This window comes from Bradyrhizobium sp. CCBAU 45321 (assembly GCF_028128975.1).
Lineage (GTDB): Bacteria > Pseudomonadota > Alphaproteobacteria > Rhizobiales > Xanthobacteraceae > Bradyrhizobium > Bradyrhizobium yuanmingense.
This window is the reverse complement of sequence record NZ_LFKZ01000126.1, coordinates 296,329-317,063: the sequence shown is the minus strand read 5'-3', so window position 1 is coordinate 317,063 and position 20,735 is coordinate 296,329. Positions and strand designations below refer to the sequence as shown.

Annotated in this window: 22 protein-coding genes; 15 read left to right on the top strand and 7 right to left on the bottom strand. The window is 65.4% G+C overall.

Going from position 1 to position 20,735, the window contains the following annotated elements; translation table 11 throughout:
• Positions 1-49: 49 nt before the first annotated feature.
• Entirely contained in the window at positions 50-751 is a 702-nt protein-coding gene (locus ACM43_RS24905) for an RluA family pseudouridine synthase (protein ID WP_198399943.1), read from the top strand.
• A 258-nt stretch (positions 752-1,009) separates the two neighbouring features.
• Positions 1,010-2,119, top strand: coding sequence for a DUF2336 domain-containing protein (locus ACM43_RS24900; protein ID WP_271543562.1), 1,110 nt, complete (start codon positions 1,010-1,012; stop codon positions 2,117-2,119).
• A gap of 139 nt (positions 2,120-2,258) precedes the next feature.
• On the opposite strand, the gene mtaB is transcribed toward ACM43_RS24900, so the two are convergent.
• Both mtaB and dapF read right to left on the bottom strand, forming a co-directional pair.
• On the bottom strand, positions 2,259-3,512 hold the full coding sequence (mtaB, locus tag ACM43_RS24895; protein WP_271543560.1) for a tRNA (N(6)-L-threonylcarbamoyladenosine(37)-C(2))-methylthiotransferase MtaB: 1,254 nt from the start codon (positions 3,510-3,512) through the stop codon (positions 2,259-2,261).
• Positions 3,512-4,387, bottom strand: a complete 876-nt coding sequence (gene dapF / locus ACM43_RS24890) for a diaminopimelate epimerase (protein WP_225184116.1) — start codon at positions 4,385-4,387, stop codon at positions 3,512-3,514. The genes mtaB and dapF overlap by 1 nt, the downstream gene beginning before the upstream one ends.
• A 245-nt stretch (positions 4,388-4,632) precedes the next feature.
• On the opposite strand from dapF, the gene ACM43_RS24885 reads away from it, so the two are divergent.
• Positions 4,633-5,391, top strand: a complete 759-nt coding sequence (locus ACM43_RS24885; protein ID WP_271543555.1) for a GyrI-like domain-containing protein — start codon at positions 4,633-4,635, stop codon at positions 5,389-5,391.
• Positions 5,392-5,396: 5 nt separating this feature from the next.
• On the top strand, positions 5,397-6,101 hold the full coding sequence (locus ACM43_RS24880) for an SIMPL domain-containing protein (protein ID WP_271543553.1): 705 nt from the start codon (positions 5,397-5,399) through the stop codon (positions 6,099-6,101).
• A gap of 154 nt (positions 6,102-6,255) precedes the next feature.
• Here ACM43_RS24880 and ACM43_RS24875 read toward each other — a convergent pair whose 3' ends face one another.
• On the bottom strand, positions 6,256-7,320 hold the full coding sequence (locus ACM43_RS24875; protein WP_271543551.1) for an MBL fold metallo-hydrolase: 1,065 nt from the start codon (positions 7,318-7,320) through the stop codon (positions 6,256-6,258).
• A gap of 457 nt (positions 7,321-7,777) precedes the next feature.
• Between ACM43_RS24875 and ffh the strand changes: the two genes are divergently transcribed.
• The 6 genes from ffh (at position 7,778) to leuC (ending at position 13,574) form a co-directional block, all read left to right on the top strand.
• The gene (ffh, locus tag ACM43_RS24870; protein WP_271543549.1) at positions 7,778-9,334 is read left to right on the top strand and encodes a signal recognition particle protein; all 1,557 of its coding nucleotides are present in this window, start codon (positions 7,778-7,780) and stop codon (positions 9,332-9,334) included.
• 130 nt (positions 9,335-9,464) lie between these two features.
• Positions 9,465-9,797 carry a 30S ribosomal protein S16 gene (gene rpsP, locus ACM43_RS24865; RefSeq protein ID WP_025032875.1) on the top strand — a complete coding sequence of 111 codons (333 nt, stop codon included), beginning with the start codon at positions 9,465-9,467 and terminating at the stop codon, positions 9,795-9,797.
• Between the two features lie 6 nt (positions 9,798-9,803).
• Positions 9,804-10,358, top strand: coding sequence for a ribosome maturation factor RimM (gene rimM / locus ACM43_RS24860; RefSeq protein WP_271543697.1), 555 nt, complete (start codon positions 9,804-9,806; stop codon positions 10,356-10,358).
• 117 nt (positions 10,359-10,475) lie between these two features.
• Positions 10,476-11,231 (top strand): tRNA (guanosine(37)-N1)-methyltransferase TrmD, encoded by a 756-nt coding sequence (gene trmD / locus ACM43_RS24855; RefSeq protein ID WP_271543546.1) that lies wholly within the window; start codon positions 10,476-10,478, stop codon positions 11,229-11,231.
• A gap of 110 nt (positions 11,232-11,341) precedes the next feature.
• Positions 11,342-11,722, top strand: a complete 381-nt coding sequence (rplS, locus tag ACM43_RS24850) for a 50S ribosomal protein L19 (RefSeq protein ID WP_212486588.1) — start codon at positions 11,342-11,344, stop codon at positions 11,720-11,722.
• Positions 11,723-12,167: 445 nt separating this feature from the next.
• A complete protein-coding gene (gene leuC / locus ACM43_RS24845) occupies positions 12,168-13,574 on the top strand; it encodes a 3-isopropylmalate dehydratase large subunit (protein ID WP_036024581.1) in 1,407 nt (468 codons plus the stop codon).
• A gap of 214 nt (positions 13,575-13,788) precedes the next feature.
• On the opposite strand, the gene ACM43_RS24840 is transcribed toward leuC, so the two are convergent.
• Together ACM43_RS24840 and ACM43_RS24830 are read right to left on the bottom strand one after the other, a co-directional pair.
• Positions 13,789-14,352 carry a hypothetical protein gene (locus tag ACM43_RS24840; RefSeq protein ID WP_271543542.1) on the bottom strand — a complete coding sequence of 188 codons (564 nt, stop codon included), beginning with the start codon at positions 14,350-14,352 and terminating at the stop codon, positions 13,789-13,791.
• Between the two features lie 502 nt (positions 14,353-14,854).
• A complete protein-coding gene (locus tag ACM43_RS24830; protein WP_271543696.1) occupies positions 14,855-15,130 on the bottom strand; it encodes a hypothetical protein in 276 nt (91 codons plus the stop codon).
• Positions 15,131-15,286: 156 nt separating this feature from the next.
• Here ACM43_RS24830 and ACM43_RS24825 point away from each other — a divergent pair, with 156 nt between their 5' ends.
• The 4 genes from ACM43_RS24825 (at position 15,287) to ACM43_RS24810 (ending at position 18,059) form a co-directional block, all read left to right on the top strand.
• Positions 15,287-15,685 carry a metallopeptidase family protein gene (locus tag ACM43_RS24825; protein ID WP_157285946.1) on the top strand — a complete coding sequence of 133 codons (399 nt, stop codon included), beginning with the start codon at positions 15,287-15,289 and terminating at the stop codon, positions 15,683-15,685.
• Positions 15,686-15,927: 242 nt separating this feature from the next.
• Positions 15,928-16,533, top strand: coding sequence for a 3-isopropylmalate dehydratase small subunit (leuD, locus tag ACM43_RS24820; RefSeq protein WP_027573022.1), 606 nt, complete (start codon positions 15,928-15,930; stop codon positions 16,531-16,533).
• Positions 16,534-16,612: 79 nt separating this feature from the next.
• Positions 16,613-17,398 (top strand): hypothetical protein, encoded by a 786-nt coding sequence (locus tag ACM43_RS24815; RefSeq protein ID WP_271543538.1) that lies wholly within the window; start codon positions 16,613-16,615, stop codon positions 17,396-17,398.
• A 241-nt stretch (positions 17,399-17,639) separates the two neighbouring features.
• Positions 17,640-18,059: a hypothetical protein gene (locus ACM43_RS24810; protein ID WP_271543536.1), complete on the top strand. Its 420-nt coding sequence runs from the start codon at positions 17,640-17,642 to the stop codon at positions 18,057-18,059.
• A gap of 8 nt (positions 18,060-18,067) precedes the next feature.
• Here ACM43_RS24810 and ACM43_RS24805 read toward each other — a convergent pair whose 3' ends face one another.
• Together ACM43_RS24805 and ACM43_RS24800 are read right to left on the bottom strand one after the other, a co-directional pair.
• Complete coding sequence (locus ACM43_RS24805) at positions 18,068-18,841, bottom strand: N-acyl homoserine lactonase family protein (protein WP_271543534.1); 774 nt, start codon at positions 18,839-18,841, stop codon at positions 18,068-18,070.
• Positions 18,842-18,852: 11 nt separating this feature from the next.
• Positions 18,853-19,746 (bottom strand): AraC family transcriptional regulator, encoded by an 894-nt coding sequence (locus ACM43_RS24800; protein WP_271543532.1) that lies wholly within the window; start codon positions 19,744-19,746, stop codon positions 18,853-18,855.
• Between the two features lie 209 nt (positions 19,747-19,955).
• On the opposite strand from ACM43_RS24800, the gene ACM43_RS24795 reads away from it, so the two are divergent.
• A complete protein-coding gene (locus ACM43_RS24795; protein WP_271543530.1) occupies positions 19,956-20,711 on the top strand; it encodes an SDR family NAD(P)-dependent oxidoreductase in 756 nt (251 codons plus the stop codon).
• The last annotated feature ends 24 nt before the right edge of the window (positions 20,712-20,735 follow it).

The following is a 20,735-nucleotide window of genomic DNA, read 5'->3' as shown; positions in this document are numbered from 1 at the left end:
GTTAGCCGTTCCGGCCCGTAAACGAAAGCCTTGACCGAAAGTCCTGCGATTGCTCGATGTTCCCCAATTGACCGCCGATGAGATCTTGGCCCGCGTGCTCCATCGCGACGGCCTGATGCTGGTCATCGACAAGCCTGCCGGCCTGCCGGTGCATCGCGGCCCGAAGGGCGGCCCCAATCTGGAGGATTGCTTCGATGCGCTGCGTTTCGGCCTGCCGCGGCCGCCGGTGCTGGCCCACCGGCTGGACAAGGACACCTCGGGCTGCCTCGTGCTCGGCCGCCACCGCAAGGCGACGGCATCGCTGGGCCTTTTGTTCAAGCACGGCAAGATCGGCAAGACGTACTGGACCGTGGTCGAGGGCGGGCCTGCCGAGGATGAAGGCACCATCGACATGCCGCTCGGCCGGCTCAATGCCGAGCGCGGCTGGTGGCAGAAACCGGATCCCGAAGGCCAGAAGGCGATTACGAACTGGAAGGTGATGGGCCGGGGCGACGGTTTCACCTGGCTTGCCATGGAACCGGTGACCGGCCGGACCCATCAATTGCGGGTACATGCGGCCGCGAGCGGCTGGCCGATCTTCGGCGATAACATTTACGGCAACGGTCCGCGCTTCGGCGAGCCGCGCCTGCACCTGCATTCGCGCGAGATCGTGGTGCCGATCTCCCGGAACAAGGAGCCCGTCCGCGTCGTGGCGCCGGCCCCGCCGCATATGCATGAGAAGCTTCGGGCCTGCGGGTGGAACGGGGAGTAGGTGCCGTTCACCGCTCCCGCTTGCGGGAGAGGTCGCGCCGAAGGCGCGGGTTCTATCCTCTAGGGGATTGTCCCGTTGTGGAGACACCCTCTCCCCAGCCCTCCCCGCAGGCGGGGGAGGGAGCGCACCGCATTCGTGGCGGCATCTCGCTCAACGACCGCATCCCGACCATGGTTTACGAAACCTTCAGCGCTCGCCTCTAATGATAACGGTTGCTTAGAACAAGCTTCCGTAACCGCTCAGGACGAGCCGCGCGTGATGACCAGGGACGGGCTATCGATCATCGACGAGGTCGAATCCGCACTGCGGATCGGCTCGCCGGAAAAGGGCCTGGAGACGGCCAGGCGCGTCACCGAGCTGTTCCTCTCCTCCGCCGGCAATTTCGACGACGAGCAGATCGCGCTGTTCGACGACGTGCTCGAGCGCCTGATCGGCACCATCGAGCTGCGCGCCATCGCCGATGTGGCCGCGCGGGTCGCGCTGGCCGAGATCAGCGCACAGCTGGCGCCGATCGCGCAGGCGCCGCCGTCGGTGATCCGCCGCCTCGCCAACAATGACGAGATCCGCATCGCCGGCCCCGTGCTGCAGGAATCTGCGCGCCTCGATGACGGCGAGCTGGTGAAGATCGCATCAGCTAAGGGCGAGCCGCATCTGCTCGCGGTCGCCGGCCGCTGGTGGCTGAAGGAGATCGTCACCGACGCGCTGCTGGCGCGCCGCTATCCCAGCGTCAGCCGGCGGCTCGCCGCCAATCCCGGCGCCCGCGTCTCCGCAAAGGGATTTGCCACCATCGTCGGCCAGGCCGAAAGCGATCCGGAGCTCGCGGTCAGCGTCGGCGTCCGCGTCGACTTGCCCTCGGAGCTGCGTCGCCAATTGCTGCGCTCGGCGACGGACGCCGTGCGCACCCGCCTGTTGTCGCGCGCCCCGCCGCATCTGTTCGAGGAGATCCAGAGCGCGATCGCCGCCGTCACCATCGGCGCCGAGCGCGAAATGTCGGCGGTGCGCGATTTCGAGGGTGCCAAGCGCGCCATTGCCGGCCTGAAGGCTACCGGCCAGCTCAACGAGGCGACGTTGCTCGGCTTCGCCAGACAGCGGCGCTATGAGGAGACGGTGGCGGCGCTGGCGGCGTTGTCGGGGTCGACGGTCGAGGTGATCCGTCCGCTGATGCAGAGTCTGCGCGAGGACGGCCTGCTGGTGCCGTGCAAGGCCGCACAGCTCAGCTGGGAAACGACCAAGGCCGTGCTCGAATGCCGCTTCGCCACAGGCGCGATGAAGCCCGCGGACATCGCGAGGACACAGGGGCATTTTGTGAGGATGACGGCGGAGAACGCCAAGCGGACGCTGCGATTCTGGCAGGTCAGGGCGTCGTAAACTTTTTAAGGTCCTCTGCGCACCACTCCACGGTGTCATCCCCCGCGAAGGCGGGGGATCCAGTATTCCAGAGACGTTGGTGGGTACGGATAAGCCGCGGTGTACTGGGGCGCCCGGTCAAGCCGGGCGACGACACCGACTATGTGGTGAGCCGCTCGCCATCAACGCCGGCAATCAATCGTGGCACGATGCTTCCCACCCGCTCGCCCGCAATCGCCACCGGCAGATAATGCTCCGTGCGGCCCTGCCCCTCGCTCTCGATCAGCACCTCGCGCATCGTGCCGATCTCGGCTTGCAGGCGCTGCTGCAGCGCCGCCTCTCCTACCGCGCGCAGCCGCTTCGCACGCTCTTTAATGACCGGCCCCGCCACCTGCGGCATCCGCGCGGCCGGCGTGCCGGGCCGCGGCGAATAAGGGAAGACGTGCAGGAAGGTCAGGCCGCATTCGTCCACGAGATCCAGCGAACGCGAGAACATGTCCTCGGTCTCGGTCGGGAAGCCCGCGATGATGTCGGCGCCGAAGACGACATCGGGGCGCAGGCGGCGCACCTGCTCGCAGAAGCCAATCGCATCCTGCCGCGAATGCCGCCGCTTCATGCGTTTCAGGATCATGTCATCGCCTGACTGCAGCGACAGGTGCAGGTGCGGCATCAGGCGCGCATCCTCCGCGATGGCATCGAGCAGGTCGTCATCCGCCTCGATCGAATCGATCGAGGAGATGCGCAGGCGCTTGAGCTCGGGCACATGGCGCAGGATCTGCTTGGTCAGCCTGCCGAGCCTGGGCGCGCCGGGCAGGTCCGCACCATAGCTGGTGAGATCGACGCCGGTCAGCACGATCTCGGCATGGCCGCGCTCGACCAGGGTGCGCACCTGCTCGACCACCGCGCCCATCGGCACCGAGCGCGAATTGCCGCGGCCGAACGGGATGATGCAGAAGGTGCAGCGATGATCGCAACCGTTCTGCACCTGCACGAACACGCGCGGCAGGCCGCTCGCATAGCCATCGACGAGATGCGGTGCCATCTCCTTCACGCCCATGATGTCGCTGACGGCGATCTTCTCGCTGGCGCCAAGATCGAAAGCGTGGCGCGTCTCCCGCCACGCCGCGCCGCGCATCTTGTCGTCATTTCCGACGACGCGGTCGACCTCGGCCATGTCGGCGAACATCGCAGCCTGCGTCTGCGCCGCGCAGCCGGTGACGACGATGCGCGCCTCGGGGCGCTCGCGCTTCAGCTTGCGGATCGACTGGCGCGCCTGCGCCACCGCCTCGTTGGTGACGGCGCAACTGTTGATGACGATGGTGTCGGAAAGACCCGCGGCTTCCGCTTTGCTGCGGATCACCTCGGCCTCGAAGGCGTTGAGGCGGCAGCCGAAGGTGACGATGTCGACGGCCATCAGGCGACCGGCGCGAACAGCGCCGGATCGAAGCTGCCCTCATATTCGAAGGTCGCGGTGCCCGTCATCAGCACGTGATCGTCGCGCTCGCGCCATTCGATGCCGAGCTTGCCGCCGGGCAAGGTGATCTCGACCTTGCGCTCGGCGCGCTTCAGCCGCGCGGCGGCGACCGCCGTGGCACAGGCCGCCGACCCGCACGCCTTGGTCAGGCCGGCGCCGCGCTCCCAGGTGCGGATCGTGATGTGCTCGCGATCGACGATATGGGCGAGCGTGATGTTGGCGCGCTCGGGGAAGATCGGATGGTTTTCCAAGAGCGGACCGAAGCGGCCCAGATCGTAGGCGTTGACGTCGTCGACCCAGAACACCGCGTGCGGATTGCCCATGCTCACCACTGAGGGCGAATGCAGAATGGGATTGTCGATCGGCCCGATCTGCAATTCGATGTAGCGGGTGTCGCGAAACTCTTCCGCCAGCGGAATGTCTTGCCAGCCGAACTTCGGCGCGCCCATATCCACCGTGTAGAGGTCGGGCGCCGGACCCTGCCAGGCATTGAGCAGGCCGGCGGCCGTCTCGAAGGTCGCACTGGTCTGCCCGGTCTTCTCGAAGATGCGGCGCACGACGCAGCGCATGCCGTTGCCGCAGGCACCGGCCTCCGAACCGTCGTTGTTGTAGATGCTGATGAAGGCCTCGGTGCCGTCGAGCCGCGGCCTCGAGAGCACCATGAGCTGGTCGTAAGCCACGCCGCCGTTCGCGGACGCGACGGCGCGGGCATCGTCCGGCGTGACCTTGGCCGCCGAATCGCGCAAGTCGACAACGACGATCTCGTTGCCGATGCCGTTCATCTTGGCAAATGCGTGGTTGGCCAGCGCGCTCATGAAAATTCCCGAATTTCGCCTGCCTTATATGGCGATCCTCGGCCGCTTGGCCAGTGATTTGCCACCCGAGCCGGCACATCGGGCAAGGTGCCTGCCATGACGCATCTGTCATGGGACGAATTCGGCGCTCGCGTGTTAGAACGGCGCGGTTCGCGCGAACCGGGACGCGCGGCCGGGTTAAGGCCTTGGTGGGTAAGGCCTTGATGAATTGAGGCCCCGACGAAGCGGGCCTCGGGGAGAATAAAATGAACACTTTTCGTCGCCTCGCTTTGGCCGCGCTGATCCCGGCTGCGGCCTTGTCGCATGGGCTGTCAGGCGCTCTGGCGCAGACCGCGAGCCCGGCGCCGGCCGCATCGGCAAGTCCCTCGCCGGCCCCGTCGGCTTCGCCCGCCCCGGCTGCAAGTGCCTCGCCCGCCCCCGCGGCCACCCCCTCGCCTGCGGCGAGCGCCTCACCCGCTCCTGCAGCCTCGCCAGCGCCCGCCGCCAGTGCCTCGCCCAGCCCGCCTCCGGCGGCCGCCGCGACGCCGGCCCCGGTTCAGACCGCCGATCCCTTTGGCCTCGAGACCACGCTCGAGTCGAAGAAGGTCGTGATGGTCAAGGGCACCGCCAATTGGGACTCCGCTTTCGACACGTTGATCGACGCCTTCAAGGCGTTGAACGCGCTGCTGGACAAGCAGGGCATCAAGCCATCGGGCAATTCGATGATCGTCTACACCTCGACCGACGACACCGGCTTCACCTTCCTTGCCGAGATCCCGGTCGATCAGGACCCGAAGAACCTGTCCAAGGACATGAGCATCGGCAAATCGCCTGAAGGCAAGGCGCTGAAATTCGTCCATCGCGGCTCCTACGACAACATGGACAATACGTATGAGGCGATCACCAATCACCTCGACGACAAGAGGCTGGAAGCCAAGGACACCTTCATCGAGGAGTACCTCACCGATCCCCTGAAGACGGCCGAGGACAAGCTCGTGATCAATGTTTTCGTACCACTGAAGTGAGACTGATGAAAAAGCCTGCCCTACTTGCCGCCGTCCTCGCCACCACACTGCTCGCCGCGCCCGCGCGCGCCGAGGATTTTCCCTCCGCGATCTCGGTGAGCGGCGAAGCCTCCGTGTCCGCGGCGCCGGATCTCGCGCAAATCGATGCCGGCGTCGCCAACGACGCCAAGACAGCGAAAGAGGCTTCCGATGCCAACAACGCCGCGATGGGCAAGGTGCTGCTGGCGCTGAAGAGCGCAGGCATCGCCGAGAAGGATTACCAGACGTCGCGGCTGTCGCTGCAGCCGCAATATGGCCAGAACAAATCCACCGGCGCCTCGCCGGTCGTCGGCTTCCGCGCGAGCAACCGCGTCACCGTGAAGATCCGCGACGTAACCAAGGTGGCCGGCATCATCGACACCCTGGTCAGCGCCGGGGCCAACGACATCGGCAATATCTCGTTCGAGGTGACGCAGGCCTCGAAGCTGCTGGATGATGCGCGCGAGCAGGCCGTGGCCGATGCGCGGCGCAAGGCGGAGGTTTATGCGAAGGCTGCCGGTGTGACGCTGGGCGCGCCGCTCAGCGTCACCGAGGGCGGCGGCCCGGTGCCGCTGTTCAAGGGCCGCATGGCCGAACGGATGGCCGCAGCCCCACAGGCCGCAGTCGCACCGGGCGAGGAGACGCTGACGGTGACAGTGAATGTGAGCTGGGCGATCAAGCAGGGGCAGTAAGTCCCGTGTCCCGGACGCGCTGCGGCACGCAGTGACGCTGCGCAGAGCCGGGACCCAGAAAATTGCACGGTTCGGCGACATGGGCCCCGGCTCTGCAGCGCATCACTGACGTGCTGCGCTGCGTCCGGGGCACGAGCGGTATGCTTGGCGAGACCTAAATCTCCACCACCTGCCCCGGCAGCATCGCCACGAACCGCTCCTGCGGGATCTTCGCTGCAGCGAGCGCTTCGACCAGCGCTTTCGCCGGCGCGTCGATGGCTTCGTCCGTCAGCTGGAACGTGCCGTGATGATGGCCGAGCGCTTGCTCGGCGCCGCAATCGGCCAGCGCCTTCACCGCGTCTTCCGGATTCATATGCTGATCGCGCATGAACCAGCGCGGCTCGTAAGCGCCGATGGGGAGGATTGCGAGGCGCAGCTTGCCGTGCTTCTCGGCGACGCGGCGGAAATGGCGGCCATCGCCATAGCCGGAATCGCAGACCACGTAGATCTTCCCGGCCGGCGTCTCCAGGACAAAGCTCGCCCACAGCGCCTTGTTGCGGTCGAACAGGCCGCGCGCGGTCCAGTGCCTTGTCGGCACCAGATGCACCGCGACGCCTTCGCCGAGCTCGACGCGATCCTGCCAATCGAACGCTTCGACCTTGATCGTGGAATCCCAGCTGCGCATGGTGACGTCGTTGCCGAGCGGGGTGACCACGCGCGGGGCGAAATTCTTGGTGAGCCGCGACAGCGTCGCGATGTCGAGATGGTCGTAGTGGCCGTGCGAGACCAGCACGACGTCGATCTTCGGCAGCTTCTCGAAGGCGATGCCGGGGTCGTTGTGCCGCTTCGGCCCGGCGAAGGCGACCGGCGAGACCCGCTCCGACCAGACCGGATCGACCAGGATGTTGAGGCCGCCGGCCTGGATCAGCCAGCTGGCGTGGCCGACGAAGGAGAGCCGCACCTTGTCGCCGTCGACCCGCTCCGGCGGCGTATCGGCATGGGGACTGGGCGCCCAATCCGGCCAGGCCGCCCGCTGCCGCTTGCCGCCGAGCTGCCAGCGCAGCACCTCGCGCAACGATTTCGGCGGCGCCCCGTCTGGATCGAAGAAGGTCATGCCGTCGAAATGGTCGGAGGCGGGACCGTCATAGGTTTTCATGCGGGATATCCAGAGGGAGGGGACGCCGACCAGCGCACCGGCTCCGGCGAATAGTCCGAAAAGACGGCGGCGGGTGATCGGCATGGCGGGCTTCTAGGAATGGTCGGAGGGGTAAAGCATCACCGCCTATATGGGCGGGGCTGGCGGAAAAGGAACCTGCGACGAAAAGGATCACGTTTTCAGAACTTTGCCTTACCAAGGGCGGGCCGACACCCTAACTTTCCTTGACTTTTGAGCGGGAGCGGCGTTTAACCCCGCCACTTTCTCGGAAAGGCTTTCTTTTCGACCCGCCGACCGGCCTTAGGGCCGGAGGTCAACGCCCGACAGCGCTGTGCGCCCTCGGGCGCAAAGGTGTTTGGAAGATCGCTTATCCAAGGAAGTGGTCATCGCCCGACTTGATCAGGCGATCCAGTATTCCAGGGGCGGCTCGGCTGGAACCGAGGTGCCGCGGCGTACTGGATGCCCCGGTCAAGCCGGGGCATGACAGCGGTGAGTAACGGAGCGCTCTTCCCGTCGGGAAGACAGCAACAGGACAAGGGCATTGTTCGACAATCTGTCGGAACGGCTTGGTGGCATTCTCGATCGTCTGACGGGGCGCGGTGCGCTGACCGAAAAGGACGTCGACGCCGCGATGCGCGAGGTGCGCCGCGCGCTGCTGGAGGCCGACGTCGCGCTCGAAGTGGTCCGCAGCTTCACCGAGCGCGTGCGCGAGCAGGCGATCGGCGCCACCGTCGTCAAGTCGGTCACCCCCGGCCAGATGGTGGTGAAGATCGTCCATGACGAGTTGGTCAACACGCTGGGCGCCGAAGGCCAGACCATCGACGTCAATTCCGTGCCGCCGGTGCCGATCATGATGGTCGGCCTGCAGGGCTCCGGTAAGACCACCACCACCGCAAAGCTCGCCCGCCGCCTAGTCCAGCGCGACAAGCGCAAGGTCTTGATGGCCTCGCTCGACGTCTACCGTCCGGCGGCGATGGAGCAGCTGGCCGTGCTCGGCCGCGACCTCGACATTCCCACTTTGCCAATCGTTGCCGGCCAGCAGCCGCCGCAAATTGCAAAACGCGCGCTGGAAGCCGGCAAGCTCGGCGGCTACGACATCGTGCTGCTCGACACCGCCGGTCGCACCACGCTCGACGAAGAGATGATGGCAGAGGCGGCCGCGATCAAAGCCGCGGCCAATCCGCACGAAGTGCTGCTGGTCGCGGACTCGCTCACCGGCCAGGACGCCGTGAATCTGGCGCGCTCGTTCGACCAGCGCGTCGGCCTCACCGGCATCGTGCTCACACGCGTTGACGGCGACGGCCGCGGCGGTGCCGCGCTGTCGATGCGCGCCGTCACTGGCAAGCCGATCAAGCTGATCGGCACCGGCGAAAAGACCGACGCGCTGGAGGATTTCCACCCCGACCGTATCGCCGGCCGCATCCTCGGCATGGGCGACGTGGTGTCGCTGGTCGAGCGCGCCGCCGCCAATATCGACGCCGAGAAGGCCGCGCGCACCGCGGAGCGCATGCGCAAGGGTCAGTTCGACCTCAACGACATGCGCGAGCAGCTGCTGCAGATGGCCAATATGGGCGGCATCAGCGGGCTGATGGGCATGATGCCCGGCATCTCCAAGATGAAGAACCAGATCGCGGCCGCCGGCATCGACGACAAGATCTTGAAGCGTCAGGTCGCAATCATCGATTCCATGACGCGCGAGGAGCGGCGTCATCCGGACCTCTTGAAGGCCAGCCGCAAGAAGCGCATCGCGGCCGGCAGCGGCCAGAGCGTCGAGCACGTCAACAAGCTGCTGAAGATGCACCGGAACATGGCCGACGTGATGAAGGCCATGGGCTCGGGCAAGCGCGGCCCGCTCGCCGGCATCGCGCAGGCGATGGGCTTCGGCGGCGGCATGAAGATGCCCTCGCCCGAAGAGATGAAGGCGCTGCAGGAGAAGATGCAAGGCGCGGGCGGCGGACAAGGCCTGCCGAATCTGCCGAAGGATCTGCCCGCCGGCTTGCGCCAGGGGCTACCGAATGTGCCGGGGCTCACGGGCCTCAGCAACAAGCCGACCCTGCCCGGGCTCGGCGGCTTCCCAGGACTGGGGAAGAAGAAGTGACTTCACCGTCATTGCGAGCGCAGCGAAGCAATCCAGACTTTCTCCGCGGATGCTTTCCTGGATTGCTTCGCTGCGCTCGCAATGACGAACCAAACCAACCTTTGAATTAACAGCTACTCAGGAGACCAACATGTCCGTCGTTATCCGTCTCGCCCGTGCAGGCACCAAGAAGCGTCCCGTCTATCACGTCGTCGTCGCCGATTCGCGCTTTCCGCGCGATGGCCGCTTCATCGAGCGTCTCGGCCATTTCAATCCGCTGCTGCCGAAGGACAACGAGACCCGCCTCAAGCTCGACATGGACAAGGTGAAGGCCTGGCTCGCCAAGGGCGCGCAGCCGTCGGATCGCGTCGCGCGTTTCCTCGATGCCGCCGGCGTCAAGAAGCGCGAAGCGCGCAACAACCCCGAGAAGGCCGTGCCGCGCAAGGAGCGCAAGGCGCAGGCCGAAGCCGCCGCCAAGGCGTAAGGCCGGATCATGTCGGCGCTGGTCTGCGTCGCGCGGATCGGCGCCGCGCATGGTGTGCGCGGAGCGGTCAAGCTGTGGACCTTCACCGAGGATCCCTTCGCCGTCCGCCGCTACGGTCCGCTGTCGACCAAGGACGGCAGACGCCAGTTCGAAATCGCGCAGGTGCGCGAGGCCAAAGATCATCTGGTCGCGACATTCAAGGGTGTCGCGACCCGCGATGAGGCCGAGCGCCTCAACGGCATCGAGCTCTACGTCGCGCGCGAAAAACTGCCCGCGACGGACGAGGACGAATATTACCACACCGATCTGATCGGGCTCGCCGCCGTCACAACTGATGGCGATGCGCTCGGTCGCGTGCTCGCGATCCATAATTTCGGCGCCGGCGACATCATCGAGATCGCGCCGCTCAAGGGCCCGACCATGCTGCTGCCGTTCTCCAACGCGGTGGTGCCGGAAGTCGACCTCAAAGGCGGCCGCGTCGTGATCGCGCTGCCGCAGGAGATCGAGGGCGATCGGGACGATGCTCCTCCTCCCAATGCCGCCGAAGGCCGGGACCGATAACCACAGGCCGGAATTTTTCGCTAAGCTGATCGCTCCAGCTATCGCAAAACGAGCTGCGGTGGTTATGGGTCCCGGGCTCGCGCTTCGCGCGCCCCGGGACGACGAGATTAGGATGCAATGACCAACCCCACACCCTGGCGCGCGACGGTGCTGACGCTGTTTCCGGAGATGTTTCCGGGGCCGCTCGGCGTGAGCCTCGCAGGGCGGGCGCTCGCGTCCGGGCTCTGGCAGATCGAGGCGCGGGACATCCGGGCCTCCGCGACCGATCGCCACCGCAGCGTCGACGATACCCCTGCCGGCGGCGGGCCGGGCATGGTGCTGCGGGCGGATGTTCTGGCCGCGGCAATCGATGCCGCCGAGATCGGGCAAGACCCGTCAAAAGCGCGACCCCGCCTGCTCATGAGCCCGCGCGGTCGGCCATTGACCCAAGCGCGCGTCTCCGAGCTCGCTCGGGGCCCCGGCCCCCTCATCGTCTGCGGGCGGTTCGAGGGGGTGGACCAGCGGGTGATCGACGGGCGTGGCCTGGAGGAGGTCTCGATCGGCGATTACGTGCTCTCCGGGGGCGAAATCGCCGCCCTGGCCCTGATCGACGCCTGCGTCCGGCTGCTGCCGGGGGTGATGGGCAAGGAAGCCTCGGGAACCGAGGAAAGCTTTTCGGACGGCCTGCTGGAGTACCCCCAATACACCCGCCCGCAGCTGTTCGAGGGGGTTCCGATCCCTGCCATCCTCACCTCTGGCGACCACGCCAAGGTAGCGGCCTGGCGGCGGGCCGAATCCGAGGCTCTGACGGCCGCCCGGCGCCCGGATCTGTGGGAAAAAGCCGCGAATCGGGGGAGCGGCCAAAAAACGCCAAAAAACAAGACAGACGGGTGACAAACGCTCCGGCTTGCCTTATAGGAGCGGCCAAATCCGCAATGGCTGGATAGACGAATTTTGCGCAGCCCCCCGTTTCCAGGGCTGGGCGCGCCGATGGAGATTTACCCATGAACCTGATCAAGCAGCTCGAGCAGGAGCAATTCGACAAGCTGTCCGCCGGCAAGGACATCCCGGAATTCGGCCCCGGCGACACCGTGATCGTCAACGTGAAGGTCGTCGAAGGCGACCGCACCCGCGTGCAGGCCTATGAGGGCGTCTGCATCGGCCGTTCCGGCGGTGGCCTCAACGAGAGCTTCACCGTGCGCAAGATCTCCTATGGCGAGGGCGTCGAGCGCGTGTTCCCGCTGCTCTCCCCGATGATTGATTCGATCAAGGTGGTGCGCCGCGGCAAGGTGCGTCGCGCCAAGCTGTATTACCTCCGCAACCTGCGCGGCAAGTCGGCCCGCATCGTTGAGAAGCAGGACCGCGCTGCTGCCGTCGGCGAGTAAGCTTTCGCCACCAGGCAAGTCTTACGAAAGCGCGGGGCTCGGCTCCGCGCTTTTTTGTTGGCTCTGCTGTCATTGCGAGGAGCCCTTGCGACGAAGCAATCCAGACTGTCTCCGCGGATGCATTTCTGGATTGCTTCACGGAGCCTGTCATCGGGCCGCGCTACGCGCGGACCCGGTGGCTCGCAATGACGAGCTGAAACTCTCGCGCTTTAGTTTCCGCGTGCTATATACCTTCTAGAATGTTTCCAGATCCGACCAGCTTCGCCCGCATCCAGCGCATCGTCATCGACGATCGCTCGCGGCTGCCTGGCCGGTTCTTCGGACGCTTCGCGACCTCGGCAACGTCAGAGCTTAGCCGCGCAGCCTAAAAGCTGCGCTGACGATTTTGTTGCCCGCGCGCTCTGCCGCGCTCATCGCTGACACACATTCTTCGGAGCTCGAGCTCATGTCCAAGCCGACCACCCTGTACGACAAGATCTGGAACGACCATCTGGTGCACGAAGCCGAGGACGGCACCTGCCTGCTCTACATCGACCGCCACCTGGTGCACGAAGTGACCTCGCCGCAGGCGTTCGAAGGCCTGCGCGCCACGGGCCGCAAGGTCCACGCGCCCGAGAAGACGCTCGCCGTCGTCGACCACAACGTGCCGACCACCGACCGCACCAAGCCGAATCCCGACCCTGAAAGCATCGAGCAGATCAAGGCGCTGGCCGAGAACGCCAAGGAATTCGGCATCGAATATTACAACGAGTTCGACAAGCGCCAGGGCATCGTCCACGTCATCGGCCCCGAGCAGGGCTTTACGCTGCCCGGCACCACCATCGTCTGCGGTGACAGCCACACCTCGACGCATGGCGCGTTCGGCGCGCTCGCGCACGGCATCGGCACCAGCGAGGTCGAGCACGTGCTGGCGACGCAGACGCTGATCCAGAAGAAGGCGAAGAACATGCGCGTCACCGTCGACGGCAAATTGCCTGATGGCGTGACGGGCAAGGACATCATCTTGGCCATCATCGGCGAGATCGGCACCGCCGGCGGCACCGGCTACGTGCTGGAATATGCCGGCGAAGCGATCCGCGCGCTCTCGATGGAAGGCCGCATGACGGTCTGCAACATGTCGATCGAAGGCGGCGCGCGCGCCGGCCTGGTGGCGCCCGACCAAAAGGCGTTCGACTTCCTGCGTGATCGTCCGAAGGCTCCGAAGGGCGCGGCCTGGGATGCGGCGATGCGCTACTGGGAGAAGTTGCGATCCGATGACGGCGCGCATTTCGACCACGAGCTGCGCCTCGATGCCGCAAAGCTGCCGCCGATCGTGACCTGGGGCACCTCGCCTGAAGACGTGATTTCTGTCACCGGTATCGTGCCCGATCCCGACAAGATCGCGGACGAGGCCAAGCGCATCTCCAAGCATCGCGCGCTGAAGTATATGGGCCTGACCGCGGGAACGAAGATCACGGACATCAAGCTCGATCGCGTCTTCATCGGCTCCTGCACCAACGGCCGCATCGAGGATTTGCGCGCGGCGGCGAAGATTGCCGAAGGCAAGACCGTGTCGGCGAACGTCAATGCCATGGTCGTGCCGGGCTCCGGCATCGTGAAGGAGCAGGCCGAGGCCGAGGGCCTGGACAAGATCTTCATCAAGGCCGGTTTCGAATGGCGCGAGCCGGGCTGCTCGATGTGCCTTGCCATGAACCCGGACAAGCTGAAGCCGGAAGAGCGCTGCGCCTCGACCTCGAACCGCAATTTCGAAGGCCGCCAGGGTTTCAAGGGCCGCACCCATCTGGTGTCGCCGGCGATGGCGGCGGCGGCGGCGATCGCAGGCCACTTCGTCGACGTCAGGGACTGGCGCTAAGCTGGTTCCTGCAATCTGATGCGGTGGAAGGCTTCGTCGTGGAAGCTGAAGGATTGCTGTAGCCGCATTCTCCGTCATGCCCGGGCTTGTCCCGGGCATCCACGACCTTTCATCACATCAGCAAGAACGTGGATGGCCGGGACATAGGCGAGCGGAAGCGACGCCGTCCTTCGGACGGCTATGCCCGGCCATGACGCTGCTCGAATAATTCACATCACCAATAGTACCGGTACGGATAGTGCCAGCGGGGCCAGTGGCAGACGCGGCGCGGGCCGTAATAGGTCCAGATGATCCGGCAGCGGCGCGGATAAGAGTAGGAAGGATAGTAGCCGCCGACATAATAGGGCCGGTAGAAGTGACGATGGCGGAAATGGGGGCGATGATGGCCCCAGTGGCGGTGGACACCGCCATATCCGCCGTAGCGAAAGCCGTGATGACGATAACCGACATGCCTGTGATGAAAGGCTGGTGCGGCGCGGACACCACCGATATGGCCGCCGCGGAATCCGCCGCCATGGAAGCCATGTCCTCCACCGCGATGGAAGCCTCCTCCACGGAAACCTCCGCCGTGGAAACCATGCCCGTGCCCGCCATGCCCCTGGCGAACCTGCGTGACGAGATCGTCGGTCGCGGCCTTGGCCGCGGGCGACGTCGCCGGATTGATCAAGCTCAGCGCTTCAGCGCGGCGCGCGCTGCCGGCCGACAGCATCAGCGTCGCGGCGGCCGCGAGCCCGAGCAGGCGCACCGAGCCAGCCCGGCGGCCAAACATCCTCAGCATCGAATCCTCCCTGAATCCAGACGGCAGAGCTGCGACGTCTCCGCCGCGCCATTGCCGTTCAATTGCGGTCGCTCCCGGGATCAAGTTGCGGACAGCGATGTGAACGCGCCATGAATGAACGAGGCGCATCGCCGCGCTGCGACGCCGTGCCTCGCGCGATCGCAAAGCCGACGGTTCAAGGCGGCGCCTTACCAGAAGGGCCCATAGGTGAAGACGAACGGCGCCGGCACGCCATAGGGATAGGGACGATAGTAGACAGGGCGCGCGTAGTAGCGCGGATCGCGGCGTACGGCAGTCCGCGCCATGTCATACGTCCGCGCGTGTCGTCGCACATCGAAAACCGCGATCCCCGCCGACGCCTCCGGGACCGTCGCCCTTGGCGCGGCGGACGCGCGAGGCAGCCCAGTGGCTAGCGCGACGGCAATTGCCAATGCGATCCATCTCGCCATCACGGCCCTCACGAGACCACCACGAAGCTCGCTGGCGCGGGGCATCGACGGCGTCAGCCCCGGCGCCAGTAGCAGCTCACGCGCGGCACGATCACCGTGCCGCTCGGCCGGTACTCCTGCACATAGGTGGCGTTGCAGACCCGGACCGCGTCGGGGCCGGGATTGTAGCGGGGATAGACGCCGTCCGGGCTGTAATAGGGCGTGATGCGCAGGCGCGGCCGCTTGCGCAGCGGGGGGACATCGTCCGGCGAGACCAGTTGGGCCATCCGGATTTCGGAACTGGCGGCCTGCGCCTCGGCGCCGACGCAAAGCTGCGAAAACAACCCCATGCACAGTAGAGTCAGCGCTGTTTTCGCTCGCATTTTTCCGCCCACCCTGAAACGTCCCGTTGACGACCCACGCTCCCCGTTTTGGCGGCGCCCGTCAACCTCGCCGCGCTTATAAAGCCAGATGCATCAGCGGGAAACCCGCGCTAAGAGGTGCTCATGTGGACGGAATTGAAAGCCCCTTCGCTCGCCGAAATGGAGGCGATGGCTCACGACGTGTTCGAGCGCCTGCCGGCGGAATTTCGCAAGCTTTGCGAGGGCGTGATCGTCCGTGTCGAGGACTTCCCGACCGAGGAAGTCCTGGACGAGATGCAATGCGAGAGCGAGTTCGACCTGCTCGGCCTGTTCCAGGGCGTCGGCCTGCCCCAGCAGAGCTTTGGCGACGTGGCGCGGCTGCCCAACATGGTCTGGCTCTACCGCCGCCCGATCCTGGACTATTGGGCCGAGCACGACGAAAGCCTCGGCCACATCGTCCGCCACGTCCTGATCCACGAGATCGGCCACCATTTTGGTCTATCGGACGACGATATGGCCGCGATCGAGGCTAAGGCGGAGTAGGACGCTACAGAGACGGTGCGCTCCCTCCCCCGCTTGCGGGGGAGGATTGGGGAGAGGGTGTCTCCGCAACGGGACAGCCCCCTAGAGGAAAGAGCCCTCTCCCGCAAGCGGGAGAGGGAGCGCACCACCTCCGTGGCTTGATCCCACCAAGGCAGATTAGATCTGCCGAATTCGGCCTAGGATTTCCGGCCCGATCGCGATAAATAGCCGGTTCCCTGAACCACGTGCGGGAAAGCGCAACCATGGACAAGTTCACCACGCTGGAAGGCGTCGCGGCGCCGCTGAAGATCATCAATGTCGACACCGACATGATCATTCCGAAGCAGTACCTCAAGACCATCAAGCGCACCGGCCTTGGCAAGGGACTCTTCTCCGAGCAGCGCTACAAGGACGACGGCAGCGAGAATCCGGATTTCGTGCTCAACCAGCCCGCCTATCGCAATGCGAAGGTGCTGGTCGCCGGCGACAATTTCGGCTGCGGCTCCAGCCGCGAGCACGCGCCCTGGGCGCTGCTCGACTTCGGCATCCGCTGCGTGATCTCGACCTCGTTCGGCGACATCTTCTACAACAATTGCTTCAAGAACGGCATTCTGCCGATCCGCGTCAGCCAAGAGGACCTCGACAAGCTGTTCGACGACGCCGAGCGCGGCGCCAATGCGACGCTGACGATCGACCTGCCGAACCAGGAGATCCGCGGCCCCGACGGCGGCAAGGTCAAGTTCGAGATCGATCCGTTCCGCAAGCACTGCCTGATCAACGGCCTCGACGACATCGGCCTCACCATGGAGAAGAAGGCCTCGATCGACTCCTACGAGGACAAGCTCAAGCGCGAACGCGCCTGGGCCTGATCGCAAGTTTTTGTTGAGCCCCGGTGCCGCAAGCGCCGGGGCTTTTTCTTTGCCTGGATTGTCCCGTATAGATTTGCCCATGCTGCCCGAGATCGTCACCTTCTGGCATGGCCCGATGGATGCGCTGCGCCAGACCTGTCTGCGCTCGCAATTGGCTGCCGGCCACAAGGTCACGGTCTACAGCTTCGACCCCATTCCCGGATTGCCCGCAGGCGTCGCGAACGCGGAGGCCGAGGCGATCCTGCCGCACGCGTTCTCCGAACGCTTGCGGCCGCCGCAGCCTGACGGCAGCTGGCGCGACTGGACCATTCTGCAGTTCAGCGACTTCTTCCGCATGAAGCTGATGGCGAAGGGCCTCGGCCTCTGGTTAGATGCCGACGTGCTCCTGCTCAGGCCGGTCGAGATCGATCCGGCCAAACCGTACTTCGCCTGGGAGCGACCGCGCCAGCTCGGCAATTCCGTGCTCTATCTGCCGCCCGCGCACGGCATCGTTGCCGCCTTCGCGGAGCTGATGGAGCAGGAGGAGCTGACGCCGAACTGGCTGTCGCTGCGCCACCGCATCACCTTCATGATGCGCCGCCTGCGCGGCGGCTCGAACCGACTCGCCGATATTCGCGTCGCGATCTACGGTCCCGCGGCACTCACCGCGCTCGCGCGCCGCACCGGCGAGCTGCAGAACGCATTGCCGAAGCAATCGTTCTATGCCGTGCACGCCGAGCCAAAGCTGTTCTTCGATCCCTCGAGCTATCTTGGCCTCGTCGCCGACCCCGCCATCATCGGCCTGCACATCTCTCCCAAGGGCCGCGGCGGCGAGAAGCCGATTCCGGGCAGCCTGTATGCGTGGGCGGCGGAGCGGTTCAGGTAGCTGCTGCGCAGGAAGTGCGCTCCCTCTCCCGCTTGCGGGAGAGGGTTGGGGAGAGGGTGTTTCCGCAAAGGGACAATCCCCAAGAGGAAAGAGCCCTCACCCGCGCCTTCGGCGCGACCTCTCCCGCAAGCGGGAGAGGTGCGGAGGCCGCGGCTCCTTTCCCCATTTGATCCAGCGCAACGCGCCGCTGCATCATTGTGCTTATCTCGCTCCAATTCCGATCGTCCGAATGGAGCTTTCCATGAGCACCGCAACCAGGCCCTATCCCATCGTCCAGGATCTCATCGAGTCCTTTGCGAACTGGGTGAAGCATCGCCGCGAGATCAACGAGATGCGGCAGCTCGACCGCGCCGATTTCGACCGGATTGCCAATGATCTCAGGATCGCTCCCGACGATCTGGAGGAGCTGGTCCGTCATGGCCGGCACGCCGCCGACGAGCTGCCGAAGCTGCTCGATCAGCTCGGCATCAGCACTGAGGCGCTCGGCCGCGCGCAGCCGCTGCTGCTGCGCGACCTCGAGCGGGTCTGCTCGTTCTGCAATCACAAGGGACAGTGCGACCGCGATCTCGCCGACGGCACCGCCGCGGAGAACTATCACGGCTATTGCGCCAACGCCTCGACGCTGGAGACGCTCGAGCGTGCCGAACATACGCTGCGGTGAGCATTGCGTTACTCGATCCACTTCGGCGCGTAAGCCATCCCCTGGCTTTGCGCCGTATCGTGATTGATCCAGATTTCGGCGTTCTCGACCCGTAGCAGCTCGACCACCTTGGCCATCGACGCAACCGTCGCCTGCGGGTCGGCATTGAACGACGGTACGCGCATGTGCCGGAGGTTCTCCCGGTTGTGCGCGACGTCGCCGCTCAGCAGCACGGCGCCGCGCCGCGGCAGCCTTGCCATCAGCGAGCAATGCCCAAGCGTATGGCCGGGCGTGAAGATCATGCGCACCGCGCCGTCGCCAAAGATGTCGTGGTCGCCGTCGACGATCTCGAAAGGCCGCTCCCGCAACACCTCGTAGTGCGGCAGCGAGTAGCCGAACTCGTCGGGATCCGGCCCGAACATGGCTTCGAACTCGGCCCGTTGAGCGATCCATCTTGCGTTTTCGAACAGGTCGACATTTCCGATATGATCGAAATGCGCATGCGAGAGGAGGATCGTGCCGATGTCGCGGGGCCGCACCCCGATTTCATCCAATTGGTCCGCGAGAGGCCGGTGCACGATGCCGCGTATGCCGTGGGCGATGATGCGCCCTTCGGGAACCTTCGCCAGCTCATCCGCTATTCCCGTATCCCAGATCAGCCACTCACCGCGGTGACGGATGAGATAGGCATTGCAGCTCAACGTCATGGGAATGCCGACATTGATGCCGGGAGAATAGATCGAGCCGTCTTCGACCTGCGCAATGCCTCCGTCGAGGATGTAGATCCGGTCGATGGTCGCCATGTGAGAACTCTTCAAGCCGCCGATTCGACGCGCCGCTTCGCCTCGCGCATGTCGCGCCCAGGCGGCATGCCGAACAATCGGCAATATTCCCGCGTGAACTGCGTGACGCTTTCGTAGCCGACCCGATGAGAGGCGGTCGCGATGCTCGCGCCATCGGCCAGCATGGTGCGGCGCGCCTCTATCAGGCGAAGCTGCTTCTGGAACTGAAGTGGGGTCAGCGACGTGATGCTGCGAAAATGCAGGTGAAAGGCCGACTGGCTCATCCCCGCGGCCTTGGCGAGCCGGTCGACACGCAAAGGCTTGGCATAGTCGGCGCGAATGATCGCAACCGCACTGCCGATCCGTTGCGCATGGCTGTCGGCCATACCGAGCGCCCTGATGGCACCCCCGTGCCGACCGGCCAATAGCCAATAATGCAGCTCCCGCAGCACTTGGCTCTGGAGGATCGAGGCGGATGAGGGCCGATTGATCAGGCGCAACAACCGCAGCGCCGCATCGCTCACATCCCGCTCCGTCGGCTCGACCCGAAGCGGCTGCGACGGAACATAAGGCGCGGCCCCCATCTCGACGACCAGCCCCTCGATGACGATGGGATCGAGCTCGACGACGAGCGACAAATAGGGCACCGCGGCTGTGGCGCGCGTGATCTGGCTGACCGTCGGCACGTCGCTCGAGATCACCAGCGAATCGCCCGCACCCAGGTCGAAGGACGTGGCGCCGACCGCAACACGCTTGGCACCTTGCAGCACCAAAGCCACCAAGGGCTTGGCGATCGCAAATTGGAGCGCGCTCGGCGCGGTCTCACGAACGATTGAGATGCCGGCGAAAGGCGTTGACGCGAGGCCTTTGCCGTCCGCGTGAGCTGCGGCGTAATTGCTGGCGATCTGGAGCAGCGTTTCGGTCACGGGCCCAATCTAGGCCGAGCCAGGCACGCGGGCAATTGCCGAGCGGCGATCAGGCAATAAGACGGGAATTCCAGGCAAGCCTGAAGGGGCTACATCTGCCGCCGGCCGCATTCCTGGAGGATTGGGCAAGACGATCACAGGATCCGGCAACATGCGCTTCTCGATCACAGGCAGAAAGGGCCCGTCGAAACTTCACGAGGAATTTCCAAATGCCCACCATTTCGCTCGTCACCGGCGCCAGCCGGGGCCTTGGCCGCAATACCGCAATCGCCATCGCGCGCCACGGCGGCGACGTCATCGTGACCTATCGCAGCGGCGCCGCCGCCGCCCGCGAGGTCGTCACCGAGATCGAGGCGCTTGGCCGAAAAGCGGTCGCGCTCCAGCTCGACGTCACCTCCGTGTCGACCTTTCCGGAGTTCGCCGCAAAAGTCCGGTCGGTGCTGGCCGAGCACTGGCACACCGAGAGGTTCGATCATCTCGTCAACAATGCCGGCCAGGGCGAAATGGCCGCCTTGGCCGAGACGACGGAGCAGCAGTTCGACGCGCTGTTCGACACCCATGTCAAAGGGCCGTTCTTTCTGACGCAGGCCTTGCTGCCGCTGCTCGGCGACAATGGCCGGATCGTCAACTTCTCGAGCGGGCTGACACGCGTGTCTTTCCCCGGTTTCTCGGCCTATGCCGCCGCGAAGGGCGCTATCGAGGTTCTGACCGTCTACATGGCAAAAGAATTCGGCGGGCGCGGCATCACCGCCAACGTCGTTGCGCCGGGCGCGATCGAGACCGACTTCCTTGGCGGCGCCGTCCGCGACATGCCGGATCTAAACAAGCAGTTCGCGCAAATGACCGCGCTTGGCCGCGTCGGTGTGCCCGACGACATCGGGCCGATGGTCGCGAGCCTGCTCGGTCCGGAGAACCGCTGGGTTACGGCCCAGCGCATCGAGGTGTCCGGCGGCCAGACGATCTGAGTGCGGCGGCATTGGCGCACTCCG

Excerpts from the sequence above, each read along its gene's own strand:
- ACM43_RS24900 (WP_271543562.1), top strand. The coding sequence starts at position 1,010 with ATGACCAGGGACGGGCTATCGATCATCGACGAGGTCGAATCCGCACTG.
- mtaB (WP_271543560.1), bottom strand. The coding sequence starts at position 3,512 with ATGGCCGTCGACATCGTCACCTTCGGCTGCCGCCTCAACGCCTTCGAG.
- dapF (WP_225184116.1), bottom strand. The coding sequence starts at position 4,387 with ATGAGCGCGCTGGCCAACCACGCATTTGCCAAGATGAACGGCATCGGC.
- ACM43_RS24885 (WP_271543555.1), top strand. The coding sequence starts at position 4,633 with ATGAACACTTTTCGTCGCCTCGCTTTGGCCGCGCTGATCCCGGCTGCG.
- ACM43_RS24880 (WP_271543553.1), top strand. The coding sequence starts at position 5,397 with ATGAAAAAGCCTGCCCTACTTGCCGCCGTCCTCGCCACCACACTGCTC.
- ACM43_RS24875 (WP_271543551.1), bottom strand. The coding sequence starts at position 7,320 with ATGCCGATCACCCGCCGCCGTCTTTTCGGACTATTCGCCGGAGCCGGT.
- rpsP (WP_025032875.1), top strand. The coding sequence starts at position 9,465 with ATGTCCGTCGTTATCCGTCTCGCCCGTGCAGGCACCAAGAAGCGTCCC.
- trmD (WP_271543546.1), top strand. The coding sequence starts at position 10,476 with ATGACCAACCCCACACCCTGGCGCGCGACGGTGCTGACGCTGTTTCCG.
- rplS (WP_212486588.1), top strand. The coding sequence starts at position 11,342 with ATGAACCTGATCAAGCAGCTCGAGCAGGAGCAATTCGACAAGCTGTCC.
- leuC (WP_036024581.1), top strand. The coding sequence starts at position 12,168 with ATGTCCAAGCCGACCACCCTGTACGACAAGATCTGGAACGACCATCTG.
- ACM43_RS24840 (WP_271543542.1), bottom strand. The coding sequence starts at position 14,352 with ATGCTGAGGATGTTTGGCCGCCGGGCTGGCTCGGTGCGCCTGCTCGGG.
- ACM43_RS24830 (WP_271543696.1), bottom strand. The coding sequence starts at position 15,130 with ATGGGGTTGTTTTCGCAGCTTTGCGTCGGCGCCGAGGCGCAGGCCGCC.
- ACM43_RS24825 (WP_157285946.1), top strand. The coding sequence starts at position 15,287 with ATGTGGACGGAATTGAAAGCCCCTTCGCTCGCCGAAATGGAGGCGATG.
- leuD (WP_027573022.1), top strand. The coding sequence starts at position 15,928 with ATGGACAAGTTCACCACGCTGGAAGGCGTCGCGGCGCCGCTGAAGATC.
- ACM43_RS24815 (WP_271543538.1), top strand. The coding sequence starts at position 16,613 with ATGCTGCCCGAGATCGTCACCTTCTGGCATGGCCCGATGGATGCGCTG.
- ACM43_RS24810 (WP_271543536.1), top strand. The coding sequence starts at position 17,640 with ATGAGCACCGCAACCAGGCCCTATCCCATCGTCCAGGATCTCATCGAG.
- ACM43_RS24805 (WP_271543534.1), bottom strand. The coding sequence starts at position 18,841 with ATGGCGACCATCGACCGGATCTACATCCTCGACGGAGGCATTGCGCAG.
- ACM43_RS24795 (WP_271543530.1), top strand. The coding sequence starts at position 19,956 with ATGCCCACCATTTCGCTCGTCACCGGCGCCAGCCGGGGCCTTGGCCGC.